The sequence below is a fragment of the Nostoc sp. DedSLP03 genome, assembly GCF_034530815.1.
Lineage (GTDB): Bacteria > Cyanobacteriota > Cyanobacteriia > Cyanobacteriales > Nostocaceae > Nostoc.
In genome coordinates this window covers 132,710-158,764 of record NZ_JAVRCK010000002.1, presented here as the reverse complement: position 1 = coordinate 158,764, position 26,055 = coordinate 132,710, and the positions used below count along the sequence as shown (strand labels likewise).

General features: G+C 45.2%; 14 protein-coding genes. 2 read left to right on the top strand and 12 right to left on the bottom strand.

The window, feature by feature from the left end; all coding sequences use genetic code 11:
- Positions 1–6: 6 nt before the first annotated feature.
- The 12 genes from RM368_RS01695 to RM368_RS01640 form a co-directional block, all read right to left on the bottom strand.
- Positions 7–1,158 carry an efflux RND transporter periplasmic adaptor subunit gene (locus RM368_RS01695; RefSeq protein WP_322692436.1) on the bottom strand — a complete coding sequence of 384 codons (1,152 nt, stop codon included), beginning with the start codon at positions 1,156–1,158 and terminating at the stop codon, positions 7–9.
- A 22-nt stretch (positions 1,159–1,180) separates the two neighbouring features.
- Positions 1,181–2,599, bottom strand: a complete 1,419-nt coding sequence (locus RM368_RS01690) for a lipase family protein (protein WP_322692435.1) — start codon at positions 2,597–2,599, stop codon at positions 1,181–1,183.
- 283 nt (positions 2,600–2,882) lie between these two features.
- Positions 2,883–5,807, bottom strand: coding sequence for an AMP-binding protein (locus tag RM368_RS01685; RefSeq protein WP_322692434.1), 2,925 nt, complete (start codon positions 5,805–5,807; stop codon positions 2,883–2,885).
- Positions 5,808–5,869: 62 nt separating this feature from the next.
- Positions 5,870–8,104 (bottom strand): type I polyketide synthase, encoded by a 2,235-nt coding sequence (locus tag RM368_RS01680; protein WP_322692433.1) that lies wholly within the window; start codon positions 8,102–8,104, stop codon positions 5,870–5,872.
- On the bottom strand, positions 8,101–9,204 hold the full coding sequence (locus RM368_RS01675) for a hypothetical protein (RefSeq protein WP_322692432.1): 1,104 nt from the start codon (positions 9,202–9,204) through the stop codon (positions 8,101–8,103). The genes RM368_RS01680 and RM368_RS01675 overlap by 4 nt, the downstream gene beginning before the upstream one ends.
- Before the next feature lie 188 nt (positions 9,205–9,392).
- Positions 9,393–10,505 (bottom strand): radical SAM protein, encoded by a 1,113-nt coding sequence (locus tag RM368_RS01670; protein ID WP_322692431.1) that lies wholly within the window; start codon positions 10,503–10,505, stop codon positions 9,393–9,395.
- A 150-nt stretch (positions 10,506–10,655) separates the two neighbouring features.
- Entirely contained in the window at positions 10,656–10,928 is a 273-nt protein-coding gene (locus RM368_RS01665; protein WP_322692430.1) for a phosphopantetheine-binding protein, read from the bottom strand.
- Positions 10,929–10,967: 39 nt separating this feature from the next.
- Complete coding sequence (locus tag RM368_RS01660) at positions 10,968–11,711, bottom strand: polyketide synthase (protein ID WP_322692429.1); 744 nt, start codon at positions 11,709–11,711, stop codon at positions 10,968–10,970.
- Entirely contained in the window at positions 11,704–12,504 is an 801-nt protein-coding gene (locus RM368_RS01655; RefSeq protein ID WP_322692428.1) for an enoyl-CoA hydratase/isomerase family protein, read from the bottom strand. The genes RM368_RS01660 and RM368_RS01655 overlap by 8 nt, the downstream gene beginning before the upstream one ends.
- On the bottom strand, positions 12,495–13,715 hold the full coding sequence (locus RM368_RS01650; RefSeq protein ID WP_322692427.1) for a hydroxymethylglutaryl-CoA synthase family protein: 1,221 nt from the start codon (positions 13,713–13,715) through the stop codon (positions 12,495–12,497). Before RM368_RS01650 ends, RM368_RS01655 begins: the two co-directional genes overlap by 10 nt.
- A gap of 198 nt (positions 13,716–13,913) precedes the next feature.
- Positions 13,914–16,715 (bottom strand): type I polyketide synthase, encoded by a 2,802-nt coding sequence (locus RM368_RS01645; protein WP_322692426.1) that lies wholly within the window; start codon positions 16,713–16,715, stop codon positions 13,914–13,916.
- Positions 16,712–23,227: a polyketide synthase gene (locus tag RM368_RS01640; protein ID WP_322692425.1), complete on the bottom strand. Its 6,516-nt coding sequence runs from the start codon at positions 23,225–23,227 to the stop codon at positions 16,712–16,714. The genes RM368_RS01645 and RM368_RS01640 overlap by 4 nt, the downstream gene beginning before the upstream one ends.
- A gap of 417 nt (positions 23,228–23,644) precedes the next feature.
- Here RM368_RS01640 and RM368_RS01635 point away from each other — a divergent pair, with 417 nt between their 5' ends.
- A complete protein-coding gene (locus RM368_RS01635) occupies positions 23,645–25,105 on the top strand; it encodes a GAF domain-containing SpoIIE family protein phosphatase (RefSeq protein WP_322692424.1) in 1,461 nt (486 codons plus the stop codon).
- Between the two features lie 36 nt (positions 25,106–25,141).
- Positions 25,142–25,573 (top strand): ATP-binding protein, encoded by a 432-nt coding sequence (locus RM368_RS01630; RefSeq protein ID WP_322692423.1) that lies wholly within the window; start codon positions 25,142–25,144, stop codon positions 25,571–25,573.
- The last annotated feature ends 482 nt before the right edge of the window (positions 25,574–26,055 follow it).

The following is a 26,055-nucleotide window of genomic DNA, read 5'->3' as shown; positions in this document are numbered from 1 at the left end:
AGCGAATTAATTTAAATCAATCTCGGTATCTACTTGCAGATTACTTAGATCGGAGACAAGTTTGCTTCGATCTAAGCGGATTTTCACTTCTACCACTCGGACATCTGATTTTGCTGTCGGATCGTCCCCAATAATGTCGTTTTTGAACACCAGTTGACCAATTTTGGCGACAGTGCCAGTCATTTTTTCTTCAAAAACCGGACTGGTAATCGTTGCTCGCTGTCCGACTTTAATCAACTTAACGTCTGTTTCAAAAACCTCTGCCACTACATACATATTACGTGTGTTGCCTAGAGCCAGAAGCCCGCGATCGGAAATCACTTCTCCAGCCTGGGTGTAAATCTTCAAGACTTGGCCGTTTTTGGGCGCACGGATAATAGTTTGCTCTAACTGTGCCTGGGCCAGTTTTAAATTTTGGATGGCTGAAGTCAACCCACTATGGCTAGCGACTCGCTTTAAATTCATTTCTGAGCGTTTGAGGTTCTCTTGAGCTACTTTGATATCTTCTGTGCGGGTTGTGGTTAATTGCTCTAACTTGGCTCTGGCTTGACTTAAATTCTCCTGGGTTTGTACAACCAGTAACTTCCTAATCTCATAATCTTCTTTAGGAACTGCACCTTCAGCATAAAGTTTTGTATAGCGATCGCGTATGATAATTGCTTGATCCAACTCTGCTTGCGATCGGCGAACAGCAGCCTGTTGAGAGCTAATTTCTTGCAAACGAGGAGTAGAAATCTGACCAATCTGTGCTTGTGCTTGACCAATCTCAATTTTATTGAGGGAGCTATCTGTTTGTATCTGTTTTTGCACCTCCTCTAACTGGCTAGCAACCAAATTTCGTTTAGCCAGCATTTCTTGGTGACTTTTGAGATAAGCCAAAACTTGTCCGGCTTTAACCCAATCGCCCTCAGAAACTTTTAATTTATCAATCTGCGCCCCCACTGGAACTGCAACTTTGGTAATCTCCCCTTCTGGTTCCAACCGCCCCAATGCCAAGACTTTTGTTTTTTCAGGGGGCAACGATAACGAAGATGACGAGGCGTTGTTGGCGGGTGACGGGCTAGATACTTTAGACAGGAAAACGTATCCAGCCCCGATACTTAAGGCAAGTAGACCAGCAAAGATACTAAAATTGCGAGCAGTAACAGTAGGGGTCATAAGTAGTGAAAGTTACCAGTTCTTATTCGTTCTTCAAGTTCAGCCCCGATCGCTGAATTTCGCTTTTAAGTTCGTCTAGAGATTGCTTGAGATTTTGAATTTCTTCAGATGTCTGTTCTTGAACTCCCCGTATTTGTTCTTCGGTGGTCATCACAATCCCAGCTTCTTGTTCTTGGAGCATTTCTTGTAAAAAGATGCTGAGAATTCCTCTAATCGGTTGCCACAACTGATGCCATCGTTTTTTGTCTTCTTGGAGCAGTTGAATGTAGGTATCGAAGCTGTGAGGGAAAGGAATACCTCCCATAAATTCTGCCGCTCCCCCAAAATTCAGAGAGACACCGTGATTTCCCAGTCCGATTACGTGATGAACTTCTCCCACATGTTCGTAATTACCTAAGTAAAGTTCTCCCAATCTCAAGCCATTGCCAGCAACCATACTTAAAGGGAAAGGAAAGCTAAAAGGTACTCGAGTAAACAGATCCAGTTGATTTTCGACGCGGTAACTAAATCCTTCTCCTAATTGTTCGTTGTAGTAATTGGCAAAATGCTGATTGCCAACTTTCACAGATCCAAAGGTGTATACTTTAACTCGTAAAGCTGACTCTCCCAAAGAACTAAAACGGCGTTTTAAGAACAGAGCGCCGAGTTGAGCTAAACCACCGCCCAAACTATGACCGCCCACAAAAACCTCAAGGCGGCTGGTATTTTTAGGTATCTTAGATATAGAATTTAAGCTAGCGCCAGCCCTGCGACTATTCGATAACTGACTCATTTCTCTAGAGATATCTTCAAAGTTCAACAGTTCATCGCGGGCAAAACTCCAGGCTCGATTCAGGTTGCCGATCGCATCATAAGAGAAAACTTCCGAAATTAGTTTTTTTAATCGGCGCTCAAAGGCCAATCCGAATCGGATTCCTCCAGCCGCAGCAATGGCATGGGCAATAGCAATTTGTTTGCCAGAATTCAAGGTTTGAAATATCTCAAAATCTTGAGCATTAATTTGACCTAAGAGAACCTGGAAAAAAACAGCAAGTTCGTCTTTGACGGCTTCAAATCCTTCAAAAAATCCCCGTGCAACTTTGACTCGCGTATCTGGTAGAGAACCATAGTTAATTAATGACCAATTGAGATCGGTCAAAATATCCGTTAATTCAATTTGACCGCGATCGGTAACAATCGAGCCTCGAAAAATCACCGCAAATTGATTACTTCCTTCTCGTTTAAAAATGAAACCTCGGATATTAGTTTCATTATTATGCAAGCTATGAACTAATTTCCAGCCCTCATTCTTATACAGAGAGTTATAGATATCTTGGACTTCGGCATCCTCAACAGAGCCTCCTCCGACTTGAAATATTTCATAACTTCGTTTGGAGAACTTAGCCATTAAAATCGCTTCATCAAAGCTAAAACCACTGCGAAGCTTTAAAGGTATACTCATAAGAAGTAGGTCGGTGTGAATATTGATTAGTGGAATCGGGCAGAAGGTAAAAGGGTTTCAGCCTATTTTATTTTTCTTTACATAGTTTGGTTTTTTGAAACCGTTCTACTTATTGCTTGATTTTTTATCCTTTGAATATAGATAGAGACTTGATAGGATAATATCAGTTACTGCTGTTTTATAACTATCAGTAATCAAAGCGAACATTTTGGTTATTATTTATTTTTATAAATCTCCTGATAGTATTATCAAGCTAATACAAGCCTCTTAGAAAAGGGAAAATCTACAACACCTCCATCTTTTGAACCTGCACGCGATCAAGACAAGCTTTTAGCTTTTCGGCAAGTACCTCTACATGGGGCGGGAGAACTAAATTCAGATGGTTTCCCGGAATTTGATGAATCTCAACTCCGCCAATTGCTAGATCGCCCCAGCCAAGGGTTGCATCTTGGGGATTTTTTCCAGTTTGTTTGCTCGTCCGAAAGAGGGTAACTTTACCTGGATAAGGCTGTGGCTTGTATTTGAGGAGGGCTGAGTTGTTAGCTTGCATGACTTGGAATAGCCGTCGCGCAGCTGGTTGGAAAAGCTTACTCAGCCTGGACTGGTGGGCGACAACCTTAGCTATACTTCCTGGCTCAACTAAAAAATGCAATGGCTTCGAGGTCTTAGTTCCAATTTGTTGGGTGAGTTGTCGTTCTTCGACAGCAGTCAGAAAATGGTCTACTGTTTCATCCAGATAAGGGCCAAGATTGCGAAGCACGGAATTCAGTAGAAATTTAGCCATCTGGAAGAAATTCTGAGTGCGATTGTCGCAAAAGGCGGGAGTATCAATCAGTGCCAGTAAGACAATGGTCTGTCCTGCTTGCTGTAGCTGTTGGGCCATTTCAAATGCCACTAGCGCCCCAAAAGACCAACCTCCTAAACAATAGGGGCCTTCTGGCTGCACCTGTTGGATACCGTGGATATACTCAGCAGCAATGTCTTCTATACAATCTTTTGATTTGCCTTCGCCAGTAATCCCCGCAGATTGTAGCCCATAGAAAGGTTGTTCTTGACCCAATAACTCTGCCAGATCGGAATAAACGGAAGCGACACCCATCACCGGATGAATGCAGAAAAAGGGTAGCTTTTCGCCTTGCTGCTGAGAATTTACTCCAGTCAATTGTCTGAGAATTTGAGCAGCGAGATTTCTGATGGTCACACCTTCGAGAAACTTGACCACAGGAACATTCACTTCTAGATCGACTTCGATTTGATGTTTAATCTCGATCGCAGTCAAGGAATCGAGGCCTAGCTGATGCAAGGGTTGTTGGGGATGGAGTTTTGCCAAGTCAACTTTCAGTCCCCTTGCTAGTTTTGCTTGAATGTAAGACTCTAAGTGCTGCTGTCTTTGTGTGGGAGCGATCGCTAACAGTTCTGCTGCTGTGAGTTTATATTCGCTATCTGTGCTATCCCATTGGGGCAAGATGTCAGCAGCAATAATGTCCAAACTCTCTGTATGAAATCCATTGCGGCAAGCAGTACGGGAAATCTTACCACTTGATGTTTTGGGAATGCTGGCAGTCTTGAGCAGCAACACTGCATAAACTGATAACTCATGAACCTGTGACACCACTTGCCGAATTGCCGCGATCACTTCATCTGCATTGAGCTTTCTTAAGTAGGTGCGCTCGATTTCTTGAGCAACGACGATTCTTTCTTCTCCTTCTACCTCAATGGCAAACACTGCTCCACAACCTTGTCGGAGAGCCGAATGACTTTCCTGCACCGTCAGTTCAATGTCTTGAGGATAGTAATTGCGACCTCGAATCACAATTAAATCCTTGAGTCGCCCGGTAACAAATAATTCACCATTATGTAGAAATCCCAGGTCGCCCGTTCGCAGAAACGAACCCTCATCTGTATCGTCTAAACAGGCATAGAATGTTTCTTGCGTTTCTTGGGGTTTCTGCCAGTATCCTTGAGCAATACTCGCTCCTGTAACCCAAATTTCTCCAACTGTACCATCTGGACATCTCTGGAAAGATTGCGGATTGGCGATCGCAATTGTTTGACTTAACCCCGTCTTACCTTGCCCAACTATCTTGATACTATGCTGCTGTTGCTCTGCACACAGCACAACTTGGTTTTGTTCGAGAGCAGTACTTTCTACATTACACACTGTTGGGTAGCACTCTTTTACCCCCCCGGAAATCAACAATGTGCCTTCAGCCATCCCATAGCAAGGATAAAAAGCTTCAGGGCGAAAGCCGTAAGGCTCAAACTTGGTAGCAAATCGCTCTAGGGTCTGGGCACGAACTGGTTCGGCACCATTGAAAGCAACTTTCCAACTGCTCAAGTCAAGACCCACTAATTGTTCTGGCTGAATCTTCTGCACGCACAAATCATAGGCAAAATTCGGCCCGCCACTAATCGTCGCCTGATAGCAAGAAATTGCTTCTAACCAACGGTAGGGCTTCTGCAAAAACGCAACAGGCGACATCAAAATGATTGAGGAACCGGCGTAGAGGGGTTGGAGGATGCCGCCGATTAAGCCCATATCATGATAAGGGGGCAGCCAGGATACGCCTAATTCGTTGGCAGTGGTTTGGAAAAATTGATGAATCAGTTCTAAATTGTGCAGTAAGTTGCCATGACTGACCATAACCCCCTTGGGCATCCCGGTTGAGCCAGAGGTGTATTGCAAAAATGCGATCGCGTTTGCATCGAGTACGGGTTCGTGCCAAAACTCTGCTTGCTGATTAGCGATGGTGTCGGTAGTTAAAATCTGTTTTGTGGTCAGGTCTGGATGGTGGTTAAATTGAGTAGCGATCGTGGTGAGCAGAGAAGTTGTAGTCAGGGCAACCCTAGCTTGGGCATCTGCCATAATTGCCATCAACCTGGAGATCGACTGATTTTGTCGAGGCGGATAAGCAGGAACGGCGATCGTACCAGCATATAAGCAGCCAAAGAAGGCGGTAATAAAATCAAGACCAGGCGGGTAGAGAAGCAGGACACGCTCATGCTTGGCACTGACAGTTTGCAGCTGAACCGCGATCGCTCGTGCCGCTAGATCCAGTTCTCGATATGTGAGACTAATTACTTCCTTTTCTCCATCCACCAAAAAGGTGTAGGCGAGGCGATCGGGCTGTTGTTCGGCGCGATAACGCGTCAGTTCTACTAAATTTTTGACTGACAAACTAGATGTTAACAATTCATTGAATACCATATTCAGCCCTCTCCAAAACCCGATCTGCTTTTGCTTGTACTCGTCTCAAAACCGAATTGAGGCTAAAGTGTTAACTCCTCTATTTCTTCAACAAAATTAGCAATCTGAATAGTTGGTATCAAATTTTTCAAAATTAATTGTTCGTGGCAAGCTTGAGCTAATTCCGCAATGCTAGGGCTAGCAATGAACTGTTCGATTGGCAGTTCAATCTTTAAATTGGTGACAATGTGATTTCTCAGACTTACAGCCATCAGAGAATCGATGCCCATACTATTAAGTGGCTTTTGGACATCAACTTGAACAGGCTCACACTCTAAGGCTTGGACAATTTGTGCTTGAATGTAAGTGCTTAATAAATCGGTGCGTTGGCTATTTATCGCTACTGACCATTGCTTTATAATATCAATCTGTTCGGCAATCTTAGAATCAACCACACTAGAGGCTTGGGCTGTATTAGATTCTCCTAATCTATCTTGCCGTGAGGCTTCTGATTCGTGCCAGTAACGCTGTCGTTGCCACGGATAGGACGGCAAACGCACAAAAGAACCACCATGAGGATAAAGAGCATTCCAATCAATGGAATCTTCTAGGGTATACTGCTCTGCTAAGGAATTCAATATCTGAGCGCGTTCAGTAGCATAATTTAGAATTTTGAATTGAGGACTTCTCCTCTGCCCCTCTGCTCCCCTGCCCCTCTGCTCCCCCTGTTGCTCTACATAGCCGGAAAACATATAGGGGCGGTTTTCTTGTGCGAGAAAAGCCACTAAATGCTCGGCGAGTTGTTTCTTAGAATCAACCACCATTGCCAAACGGTAGGAATGATGGCTGCGGCGCAGACTAGTTGTATAGCAAATGTCTGCCAATGAAATTGTCGGGTTATCCTGGGCAGTAAAAAACTCAATATAAGCTTTAGCAAAGGCTTTCAAAGCCTCTGGACTACGAGCTGACATTAAAAACAGTTGTGGTTGGTTAGCGATCGCAGTATCAATTGGCAAGGATTCTACACCTTGCAGAATCACATGAACATTCATACCCCCCAGACCAAACCCATTCACACTGACGATTGGTGGTTGATTACCCTTATTCGTTAGTGGTTCTAAGGATTCTGGCACTCGCAACCGTAGTTCCTCCCAAGGAATTTTGGGATTGGGGGTTTGAAAATGCAGATTGGCTGGAATCTGACGATGGCTAACTGCTAGCGCTGCTTTAATCAGTCCGCCAATGCCAGCAGCCGCTTCCATGTGTCCAATATTTGTTTTTACAGATCCGATGGCGCATTCATTGCCCAAAGCGCGATCGCTGCCGATGACAGCCCCGATCGCTTTGGCTTCAATCTCATCCCCCATCGGCGAACTGGAGCCTTGCGTCTCTACATACTGCACCTGCTGAGGGAGAATTTCTGCCTGCCGACAGGCTTTTTGCATGACTGCTTGTTGTGCCAAACCATCGGGGGCTGTAAAACTGCTGCCGCGACCGTTTTGATTGACAGCACTGCTGCGGATCGTTGCATAAATAGGATCGCCGTCAGCAAGGGCATGAGATAGCGGCTTTAGAACAACAACCCCCACCCCTTCAGCCCGCACAAAACCATCTGCTGCGGCATCAAAAGTTTTGCAACGACCATCCGCAGACAGCAAAAATGCCTTACTCATGGCGATGCTGACTTCTGGTTTGAAGATGACATTGACCCCACCTGCTAGGGCAAGGCTACATTCCCCATTCCAGAGACTAGAGCAAGCAAAGTGAACGGCGACTAATGACGAGGCACAGCCAGCGTCAATCGGCAGACTGGGGCCTGTGAAGTCAAAGCAGTAAGAAATGCGATTTGGTACCAAGTTGAGGTTTGAGCTAACTATGGTATGGGCATTAATCGCATCGCGATCGCGCTCCCCCAATTGAATGTAATTGTAATCCCGGTTAAGTACCCCAATAAAAACCCCGGTATCGCTGCCAGCCAGATGTTCCGGCACAAGTCCCGCATCCTCTAGCGCCTCCCACGTTGTTTCTAACAAGAGTCGTTGTTGGGGGTCAATCCGAGCCGCTTCTGCACCAGAAATTCCAAAGAATTTGGCATCAAACTGGTCTATCTGGTCGAGAAACCCACCACAGCGGCTATATGTTTTACCTGGTTCCACCGGATCGGGATGATAAAATTTGTTAACGTTCCAGCGATCGCCAGGTATTTCGGTAATTGCATCCCTGCCATTTTGCAACAGGTTCCAGAAGCTACCTGGGCTTTGGACACCTCCAGGAAAGCGACAACCAATACCAACGATCGCGATCGGTTCTTGATTCATATCCCACTCACTCGCCGATGAATTTCAGGTAAAAGCTGAACGCCAGATTCAAAATCAACAGCTCTAGCACCCAAGTAAAACACGTACATTGTCGTCAGCCAGTTGGTAAATTCTTGCTTAGAACCTAAGTGCCGCTCCATATTCAGCATAATCCAGCCCATCTGCGACCAGGTTTGGTAACAGGTTGAGCAATCGGGATGTTCGCTGGTGCAGCATGTCCTGGTTGATTTGCCATCAGGATTGTAAGCGCGAAAGTGAAGATTATAGGGTTTACCATTTTGGAATCGGGCTGCATTCTCTGGGCGATTTTCACTAATGCAAGGACAGACATCATAGCCCCAGGTTTCATCGTACATTTGTCCTGTAGTAAATACTTGATTCATGTACGAGGTCATCAAGATGCGATCGGGATAGCGGGCAATCATCCGGTCGATTTCATGACGCACATCTGCAAACCCTTGTTGATTATCATAAACACCTCCTAACCCTGCCTTATCCCCGTAAAAGTTAAACATTACGCAATTACCGTTTTCGACACATTTTTCAACAACCCGTTCAATTTCATGGGCGTTACCAGCGGTCGTTGTGTAGTACCAAAAGGCTCGACGGTCGTCTTTGTAATTTTTGAGAGCCTTGCTGAAAACATCTAACTTGCCTTTTCCCCGCAGCTTTTTATCGGTTTCGCTATCTCCCCAAAGCGAAACACTAATAGCTGTATTTTCAAATCCCTCATAAGGAATTTTGATCATCCCGTTTGTGACAACAATCATCCAAAAATTTTGCGCCAGCTTTCGCAATCGATCCAGCATTAAGGTAGGCTCACCCCCAACTGCCGTAATGTAGTTAGTGCCTCTAGCTTTTTCTTGTGCAATTAAAGCCTCAAACTCAGCATCGTCTTTGGGTGCTGCATTTTGATCCAGGTCATCGGTGAAAAAACAACAACCCTCACACCGCAGATTACATAGATGAGTTAAGTCTACAGAGATTCCTTTAATAGCGCCCGCTTTTCTAATCTGTGCGAACAAGTGATACAGAAAGGGGTCTTCTAAATACTCCATTAAAGGATCTTGTACCTCGGTTTCTATTACTTGAGTAGCCATAGCAATTTATTTCCTTTGCGAAAAACCGAGCAATATAGAAACGAATAGATCCTGAATTACTAGCAATTTACTTTACTCTGTGCTGAGTCTTGAGTAAGGAAAATTACTCAATACTGATGGACACAGGTATTAGCTTTGACCCTTCCGGGCAGTTTTTTACTCAGCACTGGCTCAACACCCCGTTACTGCTAACGGAATTCAGTACTCTTGATTCGTTGATGAATTTCAGGTAAAAGTTGCACGCCGGATTCAAAGTCAACCATGCGGCACATCAGGTAAAACAGATATGTCGTAGTCAGCCAGTTAGTAAATTCTTGTTTGGAGGCGAGGTGTCGTTCTAGATTAATCATGATCCAACCAACCTGCGCCCAAGTTTGGTAACAAGTTGAGCAATCTTGATTATCACCTGTGCAACAACGCCGAGTTGATTTCAGATCGGGATTGTAAGCGCGATAATGGGGGTTATAACGTTTACCATTTTTAATCCGGTTTTGATTAATTTCATGATCTACAGTGAGACTAGTGCAAACTTCATAACCCCAAGTTTCATCGTAAAGTTGCTGTGTGGTAAACACGCTGCTCATGTACGAAGTCATTAAAATTTTGTCAGGGTAGCGGGCGATCGCTTTATCAATTTCACGCCGCACATCTGCAAATCCCAGATTGCGATCGTAAACTCCTCCTAAGCCCAGGCGATCGCTGTAAAAGTTAAACAAGACGCGATTACCGTTGGCTACGCACTGCTCAACAACGCTAGCGATTTCATGGGCGTTACCTGGTGTAGTAGTGTAATGCCAAATAGCACGCGGATCGTCTTTGTAATTTTTTAAAGCTTTGCTGAAAACATCAAGTTTACCACCTCCTCGGAGTGTCTTGTCAGTTTCACGATCGCCCCAAAGAGAGATCGCGATCGGCATTGTTTCAAATCCCTCATAAGGAATTTTGATCAGGGCGTTGGTAACAACCATTAACCGAAAATTCTGGTAAAGCTTCTGCAATCGCTCTAGCATCAGGCTGGGTTCTCCCCCAACCACTGTAATAAAATTTGTTCCTCTGCTCTTTTCGTGAGCAATAAATATATCAAATTCGGCTTCATCTTTGGGTGCTTTGAATTGATCCAATTCATCTAAAAAGAAATAGCATCCCTGACACCGAAGATTGCACGCATGGGTTAAATCAACTGATATCCCTCTAATTTGTTCAGCTTTTCTGATTTGTTTAAAAAGGTGATTTAAGAACGGATCTTCCAAGTATTCCATTAATGAATCTTGGACATCGGACTCGACAGTTTGAGTAACCATTTTCACCTGCTTACTGGTTAAGGTTTTTTGATGAAAGTTATAGATTACAAAGACGCAATTTATCGCCGTCTATACGAAGGATTGAGCGTTGTTATAGAGACAGCGATTTATCGCTTCTTGTACCTTAGAACAATTTTGACTGGGGAATTTTTATGGCGTAACTTTAACTTCTTGAGAAGCTTCGTCTTTAAACTTGGCGAACAGTTCCACCAAGTCATCGATTGTCTTAAAGCTAGAAACTTCTGTTCTGGGAATTTTTATTTTGAGTTCTCGCATACAAGCAGAAACAATTTCTACGCCGTCAAGACTACTGGCTCCATATTCTCCGATGGTTTTATGTGGATCTATTTCAACATTTTCCAGTCCATCTATGTTGAGCTTGATATGTTTAATTACGACATTTAATACTTGCTCTCGATCCATGATGTCTTGTCTCCTATATTGAAAATTAAAAAACAAAATTTAGGCTAAATAAGCCGCTTCGATGTGTGCCAATGTCCCTGGAACGCCAAAACAGATTTTGTGCATTAGGTGTTCGCGGGACAATGCTGCTTGGAGAGCTTGACGCCGGGGTAGACACAGGGTGTCTTTTACCATCTCCAAAACATGTCTGGGTTTTTCGGCAATTCTCCGTGCCATATCCAAGGCTAAAGTCATAACTTCCTCAGCTGGAACTATGTAGTTAAATAAACCTCGTCCCTTGAGTTCTTTGCCTTTGTAAAGCTTGGCACTGAGGAGCATCTCGCTAGCAAAGTGATGTCCAACCATTGCAGGTAAGACAGACAAGATACCCATTCCGGGGGTAAATCCCAAATCTGTAAAATTAACTCCGTACCGACTGTTTTCGGATGCGATCGCCATATCGCAGTAGAGTGCTAACGCTATGCCACCTCCCACAGCATGACCTTGCAAAGCTGCAATAATTGGTACGGGAAAGCTGAGTAGTTGGTTGGGGAGTGATAAATCTTTGACATCTGCATTGCCACTTACAACTTGTTTGATGGTGTCCAAGCTGGCTCCCGCGCAGAAGACATCCGATCGCCCACTCAAAATCAAGACTTTCAGGCTCGGTTCTGTCGCTAGATCGGTCAGGGCTGTCATTAATTCATCACATAGTTCTTCGCTCAAACGATTTTCGTTTTCAGGGTCATCGATTTGCAGTTGGAAGATACCGTCTTCTAGATTAGCGAGCAAAACTTTAGACATGGGTTTTTCCCCTGTACTTTTGAAACCAAGGTGGCGAGAATCCCTCGGTGAAACTTTGAATTCCTTCTAAGACCTCCGGTTGTGCTAACCATGAAACAAGTTGATTCAGGGCAATATTAATTTGTCGCTGTAAATCTGACCCATAGAGTTGTTCAAAATATTGTTTACTGGCAGCGATCGCTTCGGGAGAAGAACGAAATAGTCGTTGTAATTGTCGGTTCAAGGTGGTAGCCATACCTTCAGTTGCAACTTCATCCACTAACCCAAAGGCCTTGGCTTCTAGGCTGTCAATGCCCCGACTGCTGAGGGTTAAATACTTGAGCTGTGCTATGGTCAGACGATGCAGCAAGAACGGTGCAATCAAAGCCGGAATCATGCCAATGATGACTTCTGGCAACATAAATATTGCGTTCTCGTTGGCAATAACCAGATCGCAAGCCGCAACTAAACCTAGTCCTCCACCTGTAACATTACCTTCAACACAGGCGATTACGGGTAAGTGAGAATGGCAAATCAGTTGCAGACAATTTATAAAGGCTTGAAACAGTTCTATTTGAGGTCTTCCTCCCTGCTGTAATATCCATTCCAAGTCAAGTCCTTTGCAGAAGTCAGTTCCCTCAGCCCGAAGCACGATCGCCCGACAAGATGAATCAGCGATCGCAGCTTGTAACGCTTGACTAAGTTGATTAATTAAAGATGGATTGAGTGCATTACCTGTTTGGGGCTGCACCAAGGCAATCTGGGCGACTCCTGAATCGATTTTATATCGGACGGACTCTACTATTAACTCCATTGATATTGCCTATAGTAATTTTCAACATTGCTTAACACAAGTAAACCTTGGCCTCGATAGCGTTTTTCATAGCGTTCATCTAAATAGTTTTCTAAGTTAAAGTCCCGGCGATCGCTATATTTTTCACGGGTCAATTCACTAGCTTCATAATCTGCAACGGATAAACGAAGTCGCTGATTGAGGTGTTCGTCAATGTTGAGCGATCGGACAATTTCAGTTGCAGCCTTTCCAATGGTGGCGCTGTAGAATTCTGCTTGGCAACCACCACCATAAGCAAACAGGGAAATGCGATCGCCCGGATTAAGATCCTTGGCATAATTCAAAAGACTTAACAAACAAATAAAATTGGAACCTCCATAGGAACTACCAATTTGTTGAGCAAAATGTATACTCTCTGCAACTTTTGATTGAAAACTTAACTTAGCAGCCGCTTTGCCTACCGCCTCAAATCGGTTGAGTATGGTGCGATGTGCCTGAAATGTCATTGCTGGAAAGGGCGCATGATAAATGTGTTTTTGAAAATCAGCATCATAGTCTACAGAACCCACGATTTGCTCGTAGTGACTGAATGCTCCCTCCAAAGCATCTAAATAAGAGTAAAGACTCGTTTCACTTTTGATGACTTCGGTGTTGAAAGTGGGGCGCAGATAGTCAGAAATCTCCTTTGTCCAGTAACCCGCCTTATCCAGTTCAATTTCGAGAATTTGAGGATTAGTACTAACGAGCATCGCTACTGCACCACCGCCGCAGATAAACTCCTGGTCAGTATTGAGCGTGACGCTGCTGAAGTCAGTATTAATTACCAATGCCTTTTTTCCAGGTCTAGCCCCTGAAGCTACCCAGGAAGCGGCCATTTTGAATGCCGCAGTGCCACCGTAACAAGCGTGTTTCACCTCAAAGTTACGGCAATTTGGAGACAAGTTACAAAACCGATGTACCCAGGTAGACAGGGATTTGCCACAATCAACCGCAGATTCTGTACCGACAATTAGTAGTTCGATGTCTTGGAGGTCTTGAGGTGATAAGAGTTGTTTGGCTGCATTCACCGCCAGAGTAATCGCATCTTCATAGACCGGATAAACCGATCGCGTTTTGCACATTAAACTATCGGCAATGTGCTGGAAGTTTTTACCACGCGCTTCGGCAAGATCGGCAATATCTAGATAGAACTGCCCTGAGTACAGATTAAGTTTCTCGATTCCTATAGGCATAAAATGTTGGCTAATCGTTGACTGGTAACAGTGGGGTATTTTCTATTTGGAAGTTTTTCAAAGAGAGTCAATCAATTTTGGATTTTGGATTTTGGATTTGGGATTGAGGAATTTTTAATCTAAAATCGGCAATCTAAAATCTAAAATTTAAGCGGGGCGGGGCATGAACCAAAAAATCTAAAATCTAAAATCTAAAATCTAAAATTCATTGTCAATCCAACAGCGTTGGCGCTGGAAAGGATAAGTGGGCAGAGCAACTCGTTGTCTGGGAGAATCTCGATGAAATTCTGACCAATTAATGTTTATACCCTTCTCGTATAAAGTAGCTAAGGTGTCGAGCAGCGATCGCCAGTCATCATGTCCTTGTCTTAAAGAAGACAAGCAAGTAGCAGTGTTTTTAGGTAGACAGCGCTTAACCATACTTGCTAGGGTATCTGTTGGGCCAATTTCCAAGAAAATATTATACCCTGCTTCTGCTAAAGTTTGGATACCTCGATCGAAACGCACGGGCGATCGCAGTTGGGAGCGCCAGTAGTTAGCATCTAGTACCCCTGCCTCGAATTCTCCCGAAAGATGAGAGATAAAGGGTAGACAAGGTGGATAAAACTGCATTTTCCTCAAAGTCTGCTCAAAGGCATTTTGGATGGGGTCTACTAAGGGTGAGTGAAACGCGTGGGCAACATTCAACTCACGAGTCATAATGAAATCCGATTCCAGACGGGCGATCGCTGCTGCAACCGCTTGTCTATCGCCCGCAATCACAGTTTGGGTAGGGCCGTTAAAGGCGGCAATGGCAACAGCATCCTGGTAAGATGCGATCGCCTCCTCTACAATCTCCCTAGCTGCAAACACCGCCACCATTTGCCCTTCTCTAGCTTGCGTTGCCATCAGTCGTCCCGGTTCTGCGCTCAAGTACAGCCCTTCCTCTAAGCTAAATACACCTGTCACGCAAGCTGCTACATACTCTCCGACGCTATGACCCATCACTGCATCGGGTTCAATGCCCCATGACTGCCACAATTTCACTAAGGCATACTCTAGGGCAAATAGAGCAGGTTGGGCATAGGCAGTTTCATCTAGAAGATGAGGCACTAAATTTCTTTCCCTTTCCCCTTTCCCCTTTCCCCCTTTCCCTAAGTTTGGATACAGTACTTCCAACAGTGGCCGATCCAAATAAGAGCGTAAGATGCGATCGCAATCGTCTAAGGCAGCACGGAAAATAGGTTGGCTGTTGTAAAGTTCCCATCCCATACCAACGTATTGCGAACCCTGTCCAGCGAACAAAAATGCAATCTTCGGGCAATTATCCGGCTGTAGCCGTCCTGTTGTCTGTTTGCTAGTGGCGAATGTCCTCAGTTGAGAGATTAAATGGGGTAAATCGCCTGATGAAACGATGGCATGACGATAGTTAAAATGCGATCGACCGATATTAGTTGTGAAACAGATATCGGGAATCGATTGAGCAGCATGGTTTTCTAAACTATCTGCATAGCAACTTGCTAGTTCCCGTAACGCTGTCTCAGTTTTTGCCGAAAGCGTCAACAGCGATTTGACATGAAAATTTACTCCCCTGCTCCCCTGCCCCTCGGTCACTGAGCGTAGCCGAAGTGCTGCCCCCCTGCCCTCCTCTGGTGCTGCTTCCAGCACCACATGAGCATTAGTACCGCCAAAACCAAAAGAATTAACGCCAGCAAACCGAGGTTTGATATCTATCGGACGATCGATTGTAGGAACCAAGAATGGTGTTGACTTGATGTCAATATGGGGATTGATGGTTTTGAAATGGGGATGAGGAGGAATTTCTCCGTGTTGCAAACAGAGGACAGTTTTGATGAATGCGGCAATCCCACCAGCAGCTTCTAGGTTGCCAATATTAGTTTTCACAGAACCGAGTCCGCAGGGTTGCTCAAGGGTTCGCCCCTGTCCTAGCACCCCGAAGATTGCTTGTAGCTCGATGGCATCACCCATTGGAGTACCCGTACCATGTGCTTCAACATAGTCAATTTTATGGGGTGCCAGCTTCGCATTTGCTAATGCTTGCCGAATCACTGCTTGTTGAGCCAACCCATTTGGCGCAGTTAGTCCAACACTGCGACCGTTGTGATTTACGGCGGTTCCCCGTAGTAAAGCTAAAATGCGATCGCCATCTTTGACTGCATCTGAAAAACGCTTCAGGATAACTATCCCACATCCTTCTCCTCGGACGTAGCCATTGGCTGTAGCATCAAAGCTTTTGCAACGTCCATCAGATGACATCATGCCAGCCTGGGAAAAGGTAATATTCACCTCCGGTAACAACATAATATTCACACCGCCCACCAATGCCAGATTTGACTCTTGATGCCGCAGACTTTGGCAAGCGGTATGAATGGCAACCAGGGACGACGAACAAGCAGTGTCGATTGTCACACTAGGGCCTCGCGCATCCAAAAAATAAGACAGGCGATTTGCCGCCATACTGTTGGCAATCCCGGTGCCGGCTCTCGTGGGAATTGCGGTCATGGCTTTGTAATAATCACAAGTAGCAATTCCCACAAACACACCAGTCTGAGAACCAGCCAATTGTAAAGGGTCGTATCCAGCGTTTTCTAATGCCTCCCAACTTACTTCTAATAGCAGCCGTTGTTGGGGGTCAATGGTAGCTGCTTCGCTCGTGGAAATTCCGAAAAAGCCGGGATCGAATCGATCGATATTTGCTAAAAAGCCACCCCAACGAGTGTTAGTTTTGTCATAACTACTTAGATCGGGATCGTAGTAAGCATCTACATCCCAGCGATCGCTAGGAACTTCGGCGATCGCATCACCACCATTTTTGCATAACAGCCATAACTGCTCTGGAGAGTTAACTCCTCCAGGAAAGCGGCAACCAATACCGATGACTGCAATCGGTTCAGTTGCAGCATATTCGAGGGTATCGAGCTTTGCTTGTAAGGCTGATAGCTCCAACAATGCGTTCTGCATTAATTGCCCATAATCTCTGGTTTCGGAAGGACGACTCATAGCAGTTTTCCCTCTCTGATTGATGCTAGTTTTGCAGCCAGCAAATCTGCAATTTCGTCAAGCGATTGCTCCGGCGATGACAATCTCGCTCTGTTTTCTAATGATGATTCTTCCAGTAAGGCTTGTTGCTGGACACTCTCTGAGTTAGGGTTAGCCTCCTGGGCTGATGCTTGTGGATCTAACGACAACACTTGCGTTTCCAGATAATTCGCCAACGCTGCCACTGTCGGATAATCAAATAGTGTGGTTGAGGAAAGCGAACAGCCTAAACTATTTTGCAATTGGTCTTTCAACTCCGTAGCAGTTAATGAATCCATCCCTAATTCAAAAAATCCTTGCTGCAAACCGATGGACTGGGATTGCTTTAAGCCTAAAACTTTGGCTACCAATGAGCGGACATGAGTGACTAATTCCTCCTGTCGCGCTCGTGGAGGCTTTGATACTAGCGATTGGAGAAATATTGATTTTGGCGTGTTGATGGTGGCAGCAATGGGCGATGGAAGATGATTGTGGTTAACTGGGTTATCGGTGCTGATGCTCTGAGCCAGGATGACAACCTGTTGGAATGAATCGCCGATCGCTTCGCAATCAGGTGCAAGATGCACAGCTTCTTGAAACCCACAATCAGACAACAATTCCAGCCAGTCAGTCACCGCTAACAAAGGGTAGAATGGTCGCAACTCGTAGTCTGAGAATTTCCACCACCCTGGCGTTAATCCAAAGACCAAATCTAACCAGCGTCGGGGACTTGTTCCCTCCAGCAACACTAACAATCCTCCTGATGCTAACAGGCTGCGAACGTGACGTAAGGTTTGCTGTAAATCCTCAGTTGCGTGCAGGACATTTGCTGCCACAATGATGTTGTATTGATGGTTAGTAAATCCCTGAGATTGGGGGTCTTGTTCAATATCTAAAGACTGATAGCGGATAAATGGGTAATCCCGGAATTTCTCTTGAGCTTTGGCAGTGAACCAGGTTCCTAAGTCTGTGAAGACATATTCAGTTCGATCTGCTGGGAGATGAGGTAGAAGGTAAGCAGTTGTTCCGCCGGTTCCGGCTCCAATTTCCAAAATGCTGACTGTATCACTAGAAATCGCGGTTGAGATTGCCTTTTGGACTAGTGCGTTCATTACCTTTGCGCCAGGAGAGTCCTGGTAAAGCTGGGTTAATGCTGTCAAATCGCCTTGGGGAAATAGCAACTCCAGTGGGCGAGTTTCACCTTGGAGCACTTGAGCTAGGTGCGAACCGCAACGCTTTAGTAGTGTCAGTTCTGCATTTGCTTGGGGATATTGCGATCGCAAATTATCCAGTTGCGCTTCTGGTGTGGGTAACTCCAGTATTCGAGTTACTTCCCACTGATTACCAATTCGCTGAAGAATTCCTTCTTCAACCAGCATTTCCAACAGGCGCAGTGCGAGTTTCTGATGTTGCTCGATGACTCCTAGTTTGGTGAGTTGGGGGATGGAATAGCGATCGCCTAGCTGCAAATTCCACCCCATCTGCCGGAATGCCGCCACTACATAAAGAATACTTAGGGATTCCAAAGTACTTAGGGCTTCCCCATAGTCTTTTAGACTAAGTTGGGCTGTCAATTCAACCAACTGGGGCACGAGCAAACGCTTGATTTCTGCTGGCGAGTAGAGCGATTCTCTAGCAGTCACGCTACTAGATGCAGTTTCCATCCAGAAACGCGATCGCTCAAAGGGATAATTGGGCAACACTACCCGACGATGTTGAGAGCCATGATGGAAGCCTACCCAATCGACTGATATTCCACATTCATACAAAGTTGCCAAACTGGACAACATCTGCTGTGAATTCGATTCCTTTTTGAGGCTGGGAAGCCACACATAATCGTTACTCGGTAAGCACTGGCGACCCATTCCCAATAAAATCGGTTGCGGCCCTACTTCCAAATACGCTAAGGCTCCTAGTTCTGCCAGAGTTGCCATTCCATCAGCAAACCGGACTGGCTGCATTATATGTTTTACCCAATATTCAGGCGTGGCGATCTCTGCTTTTGCCAGTTGACCTGTGAGATTAGAAATAAAGCGAATATCGGGGTTTGGCGGATAGTAGTTTACTTGCTGGACAATTTGCTCAAACTCCGCCAGCATGGGTTGCATCAACGGCGAATGAAAAGCATGGGAAACCTCAAGTGCTTTTGTCTTGATTCCCTTTGCTTCTAACCGAGCCACAGCCGATGTCATAGATTGAGATCCACCTGAGACGATCAAATGTGCCCCGTTCATTGCGGCGATCGCCAAATCTGAATACTCATCGATGATGCTCGATACTTCTTGCAACTGGGCAAATACCGCTACCATTGCTCCCATAGACGGTAATGCTTGCATCAGTCTCCCTCGTGCAGCAATCAACTTCAGTCCATCTTCCAAACTAAACATTCCTGCTACACAGGCAGCAACATACTCACCGATACTGTGTCCCATCACCACACTCGGTTTGATTCCCCAGGACTGCCATAGTTGGGACAATGCATATTCCAATGCAAATAAAGCAGGTTGAGTATAAGCAGTTTCATTAATAGAAGCTTGAGTTGGGTTGTCTAACTGACTACTTGGATATAGAACCTCTAACAAAGGTTGATTTAAGTATGGCTGTAAGATTTCAGCGCAGCGTTCTATGGCTTGCCGGAAAACAAGTTGCGTGTTGTAAAGTTCCTGCCCCATACCGATATATTGCGAACCTTGGCCAGTGAACAGGAAAGCAACTCCCTGACAACGATCGCCTGTTCTAGAAGGCGGTGAATTATAAATGAACGCTGCGAGTTCCTCGCAAAATTCCTCAGAGGATTCTGCAACCAGAGCTAGTCGATGGTGAAAATGCGATCGCCCCACATTGCTCGTATAACAAATATCCCTCAAAGATACTTCTGAATCACATTCCAGAAACGCCACATACCGCCGAGCTAATTCCCGTAACGCCCTCTCACTTTTTGCCGAAATTGTCAACAGCGATTTTAAATGCTCCTCTGCTCCTCTGCTCCCCCGGTTACTGAGCGACTTGCCCTGAGCGTAGTCGAAGGGAGTCGAAGTATGCTCCCCTGCCCTCTGCCCCTCGGTCACTGAGCGTAGCCGAAGTGCTGCCCCCCTAGTCCCCCCCGGTGCTTCCTCCAAAACAACATGGGCATTCGTACCGCCAAAGCCAAAGGAACTTACTCCTGCAAAACGTTGCTCCCCAAAACCAGACCACTTCTGAGTCTCGCGGGGAATTGAAAAAGGCGTGTCTTGGATGGTAATCTTCGGATTTAACTGCTGGAGATGAAGCGTACCGGGAATCTCTTGATGTTGCAAAGCCAGTACAACTTTAATTAACCCTGCAATTCCGGCTGCTGATTCTAAATGACCGATATTAGTCTTCACCGAACCGATCGCACAAGGTTGTTTTGGAGAACGGCCTGACATCAGCACTGATTGCAACGAATTAACTTCAATCGGGTCGCCCAAAGCTGTACCTGTCCCATGAGCTTCCACATAGCTAATGGCTGCGGGTACGACTCCAGCATTAACAAGCGCTTGATGGATAACGCCTTGTTGGGCAATTCCTCTAGGAGCAGTCAGCCCATTGCTGCGACCATCCTGATTGACTGCCGAGCCGCGAATCAGCGCCAGGATATTATCCCCATCTTCGATCGCATCAGTTAAACGCTTCAGCACTACGATTCCACAACCTTCTCCCCGAACATAACCATCTGCATCCGCATCAAAGGTTTTACAGCGACCATCCCCTGACATGAATCTTGCTTGGGAGAGGGCGATTGTCATTTGGGGGGTGAGAATTAAATTCACACCACCTGCCAAAGCCAAGTCACATTCTCCTAACCGTAAACTTTGACAAGCCTGGTGAACTGCAACCAAAGATGAAGAACAGGCAGTATCGACCGCCCAACTGGGCCCGTGCCAATCGAACTGATAGGATAGGCGGTTAGCAGCAATGCTCAGAGCGTTGCCTGTGCTGGCATAGACATCAATATCAGACAAGCGATCGAACTGGAATCGAGCATAGTCATTGGTACTAATGCCGATAAATACACCACTGTTACTCCCTGTCAAGCGATCGCTTGCTAATCCAGCATTTTCTAATGCCTGCCAACTCACTTCTAATAACAGCCTTTGCTGCGGGTCCATCCGCTCGGCTTCACGAGGAGAAATGCCAAAAAATTGGGGGTCGAATTGGTCAACTTGCTCGATAAATCCACCCCAACGAGTACTCATTTTCCCTGGTTGGGCGGGGATGGGGTTATAGAAAAGATGAGAATCCCAACGATTGACGGGAATTTGCTCAATGGCACTTTTACCATTTCGGAGTAATTGCCAAAAGGCTTCTGGGTTATTAGCTCCGGGAAAGCGACAATCAAGACCAATAATCGCGATCGCCTCCACAGATTTAAGATTGCGTCTAGGTTCTGGAGATTCTCGCCGTTGGGATAAAGTTTCTGTGAGATAGGCTGATAGAGTTGCGATCGTCGGGTAATCGTAAGCCAAAGTAGGCAACAACTGACAACCTAACCAATCCTCTAAATCTGCCGACAGGCTGACTGCGGCAATAGAATCTAACCCGTAGTAAGCAAACGATTCACGCGGATCTATAGATTGGGGTGCAATGTTTTGTCGTTGAGCAATCTTATTTACCAACCAATCTTGAATTTCCGCCGCTCCCTTGTCTCCTGACTTGCGACTTCTCCCTGCTCCCCCGGTTACTGAGCGACTTGCCCTGAGCGTAGTCGAAGGGAGTCGAAGTATGCTCCCCTGCTCCCCTGCCTTCCTCCACTGTCCCACCACTTCCAAAGTCCCCGCCAAAAATCCTGCACGGGTGGCGTAGCGCTGAATCTTTCCACTGGAAGTCTTGGGGATACTGGCTGGCTTCAACAGCAAAACGGCATAAACTTCTAACTCGTGCTGTGTTGTGACTGCTTGTCGGATGCAGCCAATTACCTCACTTGCATCAAGCTTCCGCACAGCAGTTCGCTCGACTTCACACGCCACAACGAGTTGTTCTTCACCGTCTACCTCGATAGTAAATGCAGCTACTCCCTGCGTTCCCAAAGCCGAATGACTATTTGTAACTGTGAGTTCAATGTCTTGAGGATAATGATTGTGTCCTCGAATAATAATTAAATCCTTGAGTCTTCCGGTGATAAATAGCTCGCCGTCTTGTAAAAAGCCTAAGTCTCCTGTACGCAGAAACGGGCCTTCCCCTGTATCTGCTAAATAAGCTGCAAATGTATGTTTTGTTTCCTCATATCGCTGCCAATAACCTTGGGTGATACTCGCTCCCGCTACCCAAATCTCGCCCACTTCATCCGGTAAACATCGCGTCAATAATTCAGGATGAGCGATCGCAATTTGGGTATCGCCCTGCTGGCTATTGCCACATCCAACTAAAAGCCGCGTCTTGGAATCCTCTGCTGTTGCCAGCGCTACCCGATTTTGTGCCAGTGCGGTTGCCTCTACCTCGATCGTTATTGGCTGAGTTTGTGCCTCTACGGTAGTCACTTTCAGCGTCGCCTCAGCTAGCCCGTATGCTGGACAAAAAGCTGTTTCTTGAAACCCACAAGAAGCAAATGCTTTGGCAAACCGTTGGAGTGTTTCTGCTTTGACTGGCTCGGCACCATTGGAAGCAACTCGCCAAGAACTGAGATTTAGGCTAGCACGTTGTTCTGCGGTAATTTTCCGAAGGCATAGTTCATAGGCAAAGTTGGGTGCGCTGCTATGGGTTGCCTGATAGCGGGAAATAGCTTGCAACCAGCGAATCGGACGCCCAATAAAGGACACCGGCGCCATGATATAGCTAGGAAAGCCGTAGTACAAAGGTTGAAGTACTCCATAAATTAGCCCCATATCGTGAAAGAACGGAATCCACGTCACCATCACGCTATTAGCTGTGTGATTCCAACCTTGGTCAATGTAGGCTAAATTGTGCAGTAGATTGCTGTGGCTAACCATGACTCCTTTAGGCATTCCCGTAGAACCGGAGGTGTATTGCAGGAACGCTAAAGTATTTCCATTGATATTAGGTGGTTGCCATTCGCCTGCGTTTGCCTCAGAAATCGCATCGCTGGCCAAGACTTTTAGAGATGCTAGTTCTGGATTGTCTGCAAAGTAGTTCTTAACGATTGGCAATAGTGCTGTTGTTGTCAGGATGGCAATTGCTTGGGCGTCAGAAACGATCGCACCCAACCTAGCAATCGACTGATTTTGCCGAGGGGGATAGGCAGGAATCGCGATCGTACCAGCATATAAGCAGCCGAAAAAGGCAGTAATAAATTCTAAACCAGGTGGGTAGAGCAGGAGTACGCGATCGCCTGGCTTTGTAAATGTTTGCAAGTAGGTAGCGATCGCTCTTGCCTGTTTATCCAATGCTCCATACGTGAGTCTACTTCCCTCAGATTCACCATCTACCAAAAAGGTATAGCCTAGCGTCTGAGGTTGCCCAATAGCTCTGTAGCGCAATACGTCTACTAGCGTCTGACTAGTATGTTGTTTTTCCATGCACGGCTACTCCTAAAACCTGGAAATTGTTCAGAACGCTAATCTCTGGCACATTGACAAGCAAAGCCAACATCTGCGAGTAAATAATTGATGGAATTCAAAATCTATCAGACTGATGAAACCATAAGTTTGACAAATTTTGGTGTTCTCCGAGAAAATCTTGGTTTGGTGTTCTCCAAAAAATCTTAGTGTTCTCCGAGAAAATCTTGGTATTGTTTAGAATACCAAGATTTCACTCTTCATGCATAAATTTTATAAATTCTCAACTATTTAAGGGATGACTTTTATATCAAAATAACTTAATAGTTATCGCAGGAGACTTGTGGAATTTCTATTTAAATTAGCAGATGCATTCAATTTAGTGAAGCGATTGCCGTCCTGAATCTTACCCCAATAATAAAGCGACAGGTCTATTTTATGATCCAACGATCTTATGAAGAGAATGGCATAGCAGAGAATCAACAGCTAATTGAGGAACTGAAGGCTCTGCGGCGAGAGGTAGCTGAATTAAAAACAGAAAAAGCTGCTTTCCAAGCTCAAAAAAAGCTGCTGGAGCATTCAGTAGCAACAATCATCCGCGCTTCACCCGAAGAAGAGATGTTGAAAGCTACTTTACAAGACACGTTAGATGTTTGTAGTCAGCTTACTGGTGCCCAAAAAGGCAGTCTGTTTTTACTCGATCGCCAGGGTGCTGTCACCGATAGTATCCTCACCCAAAGGGAGACAACAGCACTGAAGGAGCGCGATCGCCTGATTGGTTGTGTTTTAGCACAGGGGCTTGCTGGTTGGGTATACAGACAGCGCCAGATCGGGTTGATTGTAGACACTGAAACCGACGAACGTTGGTTGCAATTGCCCAATCAGCCTTACACTGTACGTTCAGCATTAGCTGTTCCCATTCTCAGAAATGAAGAGGTTCTAGGTATTCTTACCTTACTACACCAAGAACCTGGGCACTTTAGCCCAGAAATTGCCCATCTGATGCAGCTCACTGCTGACCAAATCGCTATAGTTTTAGAAAATGCCCAGTTATATGGGAAAATTGAAACTTATTCCAAAGCGCTCAACTACGAATTAGAAAAAGGGCGGCAAATCCAGAGAGATTTTCTACCCAACGAAATCCCACAGCTACCTAATTTAGAGATTGCCACGTTTTTCTCTCCTGCGCGTCAAGTTGCTGGCGACTTCTACGACGTTTTCATGCTACCTGGCGACTATTTGGGGCTAGTTATTGCTGATGTCGCCGACAAAGGTGTAGGTGCTGCATTATTTATGGCTTTGTTCCGAAGCTTAATCCGTATTTTTTCGGGACAAATTAGTTTGGGCGGACTCTCTATTATTGCCAATGAGGCGGAATTATCGATTTTGCTGGAGTCAGAGATGGCAACCAATTTATACCAAATTAACCCCCTGAAAGCAGTAGCGCTCACGAATAATTACATCGCCCAGCAGCACGCCCAGATGAGTATGTTTGCTACGCTGTTTTTTGGCGTGCTAGATCCGGCAACTGGCATTCTCACCTACATCAATGGTGGACACGAAACTCTGTTTGTTGTTGGTGAGACTGGTATCAAAGCCAGTCTCAACTCAACCGGGCCAGCGGTAGGGATGATGCCTAATATGAAATTTAAAATTCAACAAGTACAGTTGGAACCGGGCGATATCTTAATTGGCTATACCGATGGAGTAACTGAGGCACGTAGTCCCAGCGGTCAATTTTTTACTGAAAAGCGACTGCGATCGCTCCTAGATCGAGCTGCGCTTTTGCCATCTCCCCTGCTAGAGCGCATTACAACTGATTTGTTCGCTCATATCAGCAACGCACCTCAGTATGATGACATCACAATGCTGATTGTGCAGAGAAAGGCATCAGACTAAAGTTTCATCCTTTCACTTACCCCCAATCTGTAAAATATGGAACCTTTAACTGTGCCTGGAACACTGGACTCTTTAAAGGCGATCGCAGAATATGTGATGGCAGCAGCAATGGTAGCAGGTTTGAATAAAAAAACCGCCTATAGACTGCGTTTGGCGGTAGATGAAATCGCTACAAACATCATTAATTACGGCTATAAGGCAGCAAATCGCCAAGGCATATTGATTTTAAAAGCCGATTTTGACGATCGCTCCTTGAGCATTACGATTAAAGATACTGGTGTTCCCTTCAATCCTACCCAGAAGTTAACTCCAAATGATTTAAACAAGTCGCTACAGCAACGCCAGATTGGCGGTTTGGGAGTTTATCTAGCTCTTAACAGCGTAGATCGATTTATTTACCAACAAGACGAAAACCAAAATTGTAATATTTTAATTGTAAATCGTGACGACGGATTGGGAATCAGTTAAGTAAGTTTGTAGGAATATAAATTATAAAAAAAGAACAATGAATTTAACAAGATACAACAAGAGTTACAAGTTCATTTATTTTTATTTACATAGTTTTGTTTTTCGACACCGTTGCACTTAAAACTGAATGATTTTTGGAAAAAAATCTTCCTAAAACTTGCTAGCAAATATTTACAAAGCTTTAAGTCTAATTTTTCCAGATTCTCTTTTCACGTCACTTGTTACAAATGGTCACGAAGTTAGTAACTACAAAAAAATTTCATGTATTCTCAATATTCACAAGGTAGCGACCTTAAACAGCAAATATGTCAAAAACGGCCAAAAAAAGCATATATAGCAGTTGCCTTGGTAGGTTAGGACATCAACCGATCGTCAAACCCCGACACCAAAAACTTTTAAGCCTGTTGCCTGTTATATCAAACCACCAACTAATAGGGTTGCTTGTAGAAGTGAAGACATCCCGCAACAGCAAACGTGTCTAA

Excerpts from the sequence above, each read along its gene's own strand:
- RM368_RS01645 (WP_322692426.1), bottom strand. The coding sequence starts at position 16,715 with ATGAGTCGTCCTTCCGAAACCAGAGATTATGGGCAATTAATGCAGAAC.
- RM368_RS01655 (WP_322692428.1), bottom strand. The coding sequence starts at position 12,504 with ATGGAGTTAATAGTAGAGTCCGTCCGATATAAAATCGATTCAGGAGTC.
- RM368_RS01630 (WP_322692423.1), top strand. The coding sequence starts at position 25,142 with ATGGAACCTTTAACTGTGCCTGGAACACTGGACTCTTTAAAGGCGATC.
- RM368_RS01695 (WP_322692436.1), bottom strand. The coding sequence starts at position 1,158 with ATGACCCCTACTGTTACTGCTCGCAATTTTAGTATCTTTGCTGGTCTA.
- RM368_RS01650 (WP_322692427.1), bottom strand. The coding sequence starts at position 13,715 with ATGCCTATAGGAATCGAGAAACTTAATCTGTACTCAGGGCAGTTCTAT.
- RM368_RS01675 (WP_322692432.1), bottom strand. The coding sequence starts at position 9,204 with ATGGCTACTCAAGTAATAGAAACCGAGGTACAAGATCCTTTAATGGAG.
- RM368_RS01670 (WP_322692431.1), bottom strand. The coding sequence starts at position 10,505 with ATGGTTACTCAAACTGTCGAGTCCGATGTCCAAGATTCATTAATGGAA.
- RM368_RS01685 (WP_322692434.1), bottom strand. The coding sequence starts at position 5,807 with ATGGTATTCAATGAATTGTTAACATCTAGTTTGTCAGTCAAAAATTTA.
- RM368_RS01665 (WP_322692430.1), bottom strand. The coding sequence starts at position 10,928 with ATGGATCGAGAGCAAGTATTAAATGTCGTAATTAAACATATCAAGCTC.
- RM368_RS01635 (WP_322692424.1), top strand. The coding sequence starts at position 23,645 with ATGATCCAACGATCTTATGAAGAGAATGGCATAGCAGAGAATCAACAG.
- RM368_RS01640 (WP_322692425.1), bottom strand. The coding sequence starts at position 23,227 with ATGGAAAAACAACATACTAGTCAGACGCTAGTAGACGTATTGCGCTAC.
- RM368_RS01660 (WP_322692429.1), bottom strand. The coding sequence starts at position 11,711 with ATGTCTAAAGTTTTGCTCGCTAATCTAGAAGACGGTATCTTCCAACTG.
- RM368_RS01690 (WP_322692435.1), bottom strand. The coding sequence starts at position 2,599 with ATGAGTATACCTTTAAAGCTTCGCAGTGGTTTTAGCTTTGATGAAGCG.
- RM368_RS01680 (WP_322692433.1), bottom strand. The coding sequence starts at position 8,104 with ATGAATCAAGAACCGATCGCGATCGTTGGTATTGGTTGTCGCTTTCCT.